This is a genomic window from Coprococcus intestinihominis (assembly GCF_040096555.1).
GTDB classification, from domain to species: Bacteria; Bacillota; Clostridia; order Lachnospirales; family Lachnospiraceae; genus Coprococcus_A; species Coprococcus_A intestinihominis.
In genome coordinates this window covers 1-4,894 of sequence record NZ_JBBMEK010000253.1, presented here as the reverse complement: position 1 = coordinate 4,894, position 4,894 = coordinate 1, and the positions used below count along the sequence as shown (strand labels likewise).

General features: G+C 41.7%; 5 protein-coding genes and 1 pseudogene. All 6 read right to left on the bottom strand.

The genetic code is table 11. From position 1 onward, the window contains the following. Positions 1-834 (bottom strand): metallophosphoesterase (locus WMO25_RS14990; RefSeq protein WP_349085986.1); only part of this gene is annotated, 834 nt, incomplete at its 3' end. Positions 835-1,182: 348 nt separating this feature from the next. Further along, a pseudogene (locus WMO25_RS14985) lies at positions 1,183-1,324 on the bottom strand (ZIP family metal transporter); the annotation flags it as partial. A 22-nt stretch (positions 1,325-1,346) separates the two neighbouring features. Further along, positions 1,347-2,135, bottom strand: a complete 789-nt coding sequence (locus tag WMO25_RS14980) for an arginase (RefSeq protein WP_349085984.1) — start codon at positions 2,133-2,135, stop codon at positions 1,347-1,349. A 52-nt stretch (positions 2,136-2,187) separates the two neighbouring features. Continuing rightward, the gene (locus WMO25_RS14975) at positions 2,188-2,661 is read right to left on the bottom strand and encodes a GNAT family N-acetyltransferase (protein WP_215633206.1); all 474 of its coding nucleotides are present in this window, start codon (positions 2,659-2,661) and stop codon (positions 2,188-2,190) included. Continuing rightward, positions 2,658-3,965, bottom strand: coding sequence for a TIGR02679 domain-containing protein (locus tag WMO25_RS14970; RefSeq protein ID WP_349085982.1), 1,308 nt, complete (start codon positions 3,963-3,965; stop codon positions 2,658-2,660). Before WMO25_RS14970 ends, WMO25_RS14975 begins: the two co-directional genes overlap by 4 nt. Before the next feature lie 42 nt (positions 3,966-4,007). Further along, the coding region (locus WMO25_RS14965) for an SbcC/MukB-like Walker B domain-containing protein (RefSeq protein WP_349085980.1) at positions 4,008-4,894 on the bottom strand (887 nt) is incomplete at its 5' end.

Genomic DNA, 4,894 nt, shown 5'->3' with positions numbered 1-4,894 from the left:
GGCTGTTTTCAGCTCCGTATGCGAATGTCCACTGATGATCAGATCTATATCCGGCACTGCTTTTGCGAGGATTTCATCCTCCGACTTCGACTCATCCTCCCACGTGCCGCCATGAGACACGCAGGCAATCATATCGACATCTTCATTCTTCTTGATTTCCTCTACAGTTTCCTTAACGGCCTCCACCGGATCTTTAAAGATCAGTTCGCATGTCGGTGCGCATTTCAAAGCATCTGTTCCAAAGACACCTACTACTGCAATTTTTACATTTCCCTTTTGAAGCACAACGTAATCTTTCACACCGTATGTTTCAAAAGCAGACTGAATCTGCTGCTGTCCGTCACTTAGTCCAGCCTGTTCCATACTGTCCCAATCCACATTGCAGACAACCAGTGCAGGCAATGTCTCACCGGATTTTACAGCTGCCTTCAGCATATTCGCCAGCCCCTTTGAACGGTAATCGTATTCGTGATTGCCAAAGGTTGTCACATCATACCCGAGAAAACCAAGCATGCGCAGCTCTGCTGCTTCTGTGTCATAGACCGTCTGAATCAGCGTTCCCATTAAAAAATCGCCGCCATCCAGCACAAGTGTATCCGGATTTACTTTCTTCTTCTCGTCGATCAGCGTTTTTATTTTTGCAAATCCGCCGACTTCCTTTTGCTCCCCATCTACAATTGTCGAAAAACTGTTCAGATGGGAATGCGTATCGTGTGTAAACAAAACGTCTACTTGTTTCGTTTCAGCTGCCGCTTCCACATGAATCCCCATTCCAACCGGAAGCAATAATATAATCATCAGCAGCAATGACAAAATCTTTTTTCGTGTTCCCATAAACTTTCCTCCTGCAACGTCGTCAGAAACTCTTTTTAAAGCGCCGCATACCCGAACCCACTCATCCATCCGATACGAATCCTTTGTCTGCTTCGCGAAGATATTTCCGCTAATTTTAGTATACACAAAAAGCCGTCAAACAGAAAGTGAAATTATACATTTATTTTACATACGCAAAATGCCACAGCGATACAATTTTTCCGATTTATGGTATGACAAAAGCCCTTAGCTATGCGTTTTGACCCACAGCTAAGAGCTTTATATTGTATCGATTCGTTTTATTCGAATTCCACTGTTCTGGTTGGCTTCACTTAATTCCCTTATTTACTTTACCCAAGTGCCACATCCAGCACCATCAATCATCAAACTGAATCCGACCGGTTCAACTACACCGGATAACACGCCGCCTGGAAATCCCCTTCCCCTCTCCTTCTGCTCTCAGCGGCATGGAAATAGTGGCTCCTTCTGGAAAATTCTGAATCGCAATGCCTGTATATCGCCGATGACAGTCGTCAAAAATTTCTACAGTAATGCATCAGAAAATCAAACAATTCTTTATTTGTTTCTCCATTAATTTTCTCTGCTTCCAGGTACTGCGGCAATGGTATTCCCTGTTGACATTCCCCGCAAATATCAATGCCCAGGATATTTCCGCTTGTTAAAAATGGAATCAGCAGCCGTTCCAGCACAGGTAATGGCATTTTTCCCTGACTCCAATTTGTCTCTGAATATTCTTCATCCAAAATATCTTTGTCAATAGAAATATAAACCGGAAGATTCCTTTTTATCCCCGAAATTTTATTTTCATCTTCTACACTTTGAATCTCCTCTTCAGAAAAAGTAATCAGCTTTTCCTGCAATTCTGCACCAGACACCAGACCTTCTTTTTCACGATATATCTGCAAAATATCGCTTTCCTGCGGTCCAATCAATATCAACTGCTGCAACCATGGATTTGTTTTTAATACTTTTCCTGCCCAGTCACCACAGCTTGTCATTTGCTCAATCATCGGTTTTTGCATATCTGTATGATGGTCAAGTAAAATTAAAGAAAATTTCTGTTTAATCAACGCCGTCATGATGCCTGTTACATAGTGATAATTTCCAGAATCCAGAAAATGAATTCCATGAATACCATAGGGCGCAATTCTCGCTCTGATTTCTTCTTCTGCACGTTTGGAACAATATAAATCACATTCCGTAATATCAGAACAGTCCAGCCAATGCACTTTATCATTCCTTGGAATCTTCTCGTCACAATATACATGTGAAAAATCTAAAATCAGATGATTTGTGGTCATATTTCATTTCCCCTTGCCTTCTTTTCACAATCTAATATTTCAAGCTATCATTTTACAGATCCGTGTATTCCATTTGTCTTTTTTTCGTTCGCATTCCCATTCTCTCATAAAATTTTTCTGCTGAAGTATTTCCTGTCCATACATTCAATGTCACTTCATAGCAGCCCCGTTGCTTTGCTTCTTTTTTTACATGTTCAAACAGACTTTCACCAATATGCTGGCCCCGTGCTTCTTGATCAACACACAGATCATCGATATAGAACGACTTAAATGGTACCATATTGTTTGAAACAGGCTGCTCCTGTAATTGGCAAAATGCATACCCCACACAAACATCCGCTTCATCCACTGCAACAAATATTGGCTTTTCTTTATTTTTTAAAATCTCTCTCAATTCGTCTATGGTATATTTTGTCGTACCTGGGATAAAAATATCAGGTCTTATATCTGCATGAATTTGCAGTACCTGTTCTAATAGCTTTAAAATTCTCGGAATATCTTTTTCTTTTGCGTCTCTGATCATCATTTTGTCTCCTCCATCAACATTTCCTGATACCCGGCAGTCCCATACGCTTTAATTCTTTCCACCACCGGTTTCAATCTATCATCCGTAATCCGCTCCAGTATCTTCATTCGCTTCGGCGATATAACTTCCTCTGACTTACACTTCTCATAATCTTCCGTTTCCATATGCCAGTAATGAAATTCTCCTTTATAATACCGTGATAGCTTCTGTGCAATCAGTATACCTTCCGGATCCAGATCTCCCGCATAATACACTTTGGTTCCAGACTTTGCCAGAAGCTCCAGTACCATCAGTCCGGCCAGTCTCGGCTGTCCGTTCATACACATATACGCTCTTCTTGTGTTTTTCTCTTTTTCTTTTCCACACAATACTGCAAAAACAGAAGGATTTTCCACAATGTAGATTTCATCTTGTGAACAACGAAGCAACTCCCACTCTGATATCACTGCAAGCGGCACCTGTACAATATGCTGTTCCCTTGCAAATCCCGCCATCCCCTGATGAATACTTCCATCTTTTTTGACTGCCTGTACCTGATACAGCATCGCATAATTTGAGATGTCATCCAGCATAATGCCTGCCATCAGGTAACTTTTCTGGCGCTTGTAAGCCGGAAAAATCTCAGATGCCTCTATCTTAATGCTTCTGCTCTCCATATCCATCTGGATAATCTGATACAGGAAATTGCCATCGGCAGTTCCATTGTCAAATGCATGTGGATTTCCTGTCAGCATCGCTGCAAATACAGCCAGATACAGCTTCTCACTTTGACGATATGGTAAATGATTATACATTTCTGCTCCAAGCCGCAACAGTCGCTCCCATTCTGTAACTTCCCGATTCTCACTGTCTTTGACGATATTTTTCAACGATTCTTCCACCGTCTCTATCGGCATTCCTTCGTAACTCTTTCGGAAATTTTCCCATATTCTTTCTTTTTCCTGTTGCCTTAAAAGTTTTTGTTCCTGTTTTCCAAGCAATGGTTCTTCGAAAAAGTTTTCTAACAGCCATTCCGGTGTCATATTTTTGTAACGGCTTACTTCCAGTGCCTGCCGGAATTTCTCTGCAGACACTGTCACACTTTTCTGTCCATGAAAAGACTTGCCAAAGAAGCCCTCCAGTTCTTCAATGTCCTGTGATTTCAGATTCTTCAAAACCACTTTTCCGCCAAACCTTCCATAAGAGCTGTATTTTTCTCGAAAGCCTCTCAGGACTTTTTTCCAGACCGGACTTTGTCCAAAATATGCCAGGCATTCTTTTTTTATCTTCTCAAGTTCTTCCTGTTCACTCTCATTCATCGCCATTCAACCTTCTCATCATATCCTTAACTGCATTTTTCAACTATCTTACCTGTGATTTTCTGATGCCATTCCAAGCTCTATACCTCTCTGCTCAACTTCTTCTTCATGCTCTAACAATTCCTTTTTATGTCCGTTCCACAGATATGGCATAACCGTCACAAATTTCGCATTGCCCGGACGAATCAACTGGTAGATTGCCAATGCATCCAGTGTATCACAGTCGCCCCACAGAACCTGGGAGTTAATAATAAAGTCAAACCCGAACTCTGTCATCAGACGGAACATATCACGGATATTCCTATTATCCACTCCGGCAAATGCTTCATCCAGTGAGATGAGTCTTGGCGCGTCTTCCCTGCCGCCCTGATACTTCGCCACAACTGCTGAGAATAACGGCACATACATGGACATCGCCTTTTCTCCGCCGCTGAAAGTTCCAAATACACTGTTTGTCAGTTCTTTCTGTCGTTCTCCGTTCTTCTGTGAGAACAATTGAAATTCAAACCATTTACGATAATCCAGAGTATCTTTCATAATCTGATAGAATGATATCATTCCGGCACTGTCTCTTGCATTTCTTCTCGCTTCTGCTACTTTCGAGCGGAAATGTGCCGAAAGCCTGGATGCTTCTTCTTCGCTCATCAGGCGGTAATCTTTCTTTAACAAATCCACCAGTTCTTTTGTATCCAGCTGGTCTTCCTGTTCTGCTGTTTTGCTTCTCCATCTGAGGCTAAGCTTCAGACCACTGGATGTGTTCATGCCGTTCATCAGGGAATTCATCTTTTGTACCCATGTGTTGGATGCATTAATCTTTCCACGGATCTTCCGGCTTACCGTATTGGCAAGAATATCTTCGAACAGTTCCCGGTCACCATCTTTAATCAGATTCTCCAACTCTTCGATATCTTCTTCCAGATGTGTAAGAAGACTTA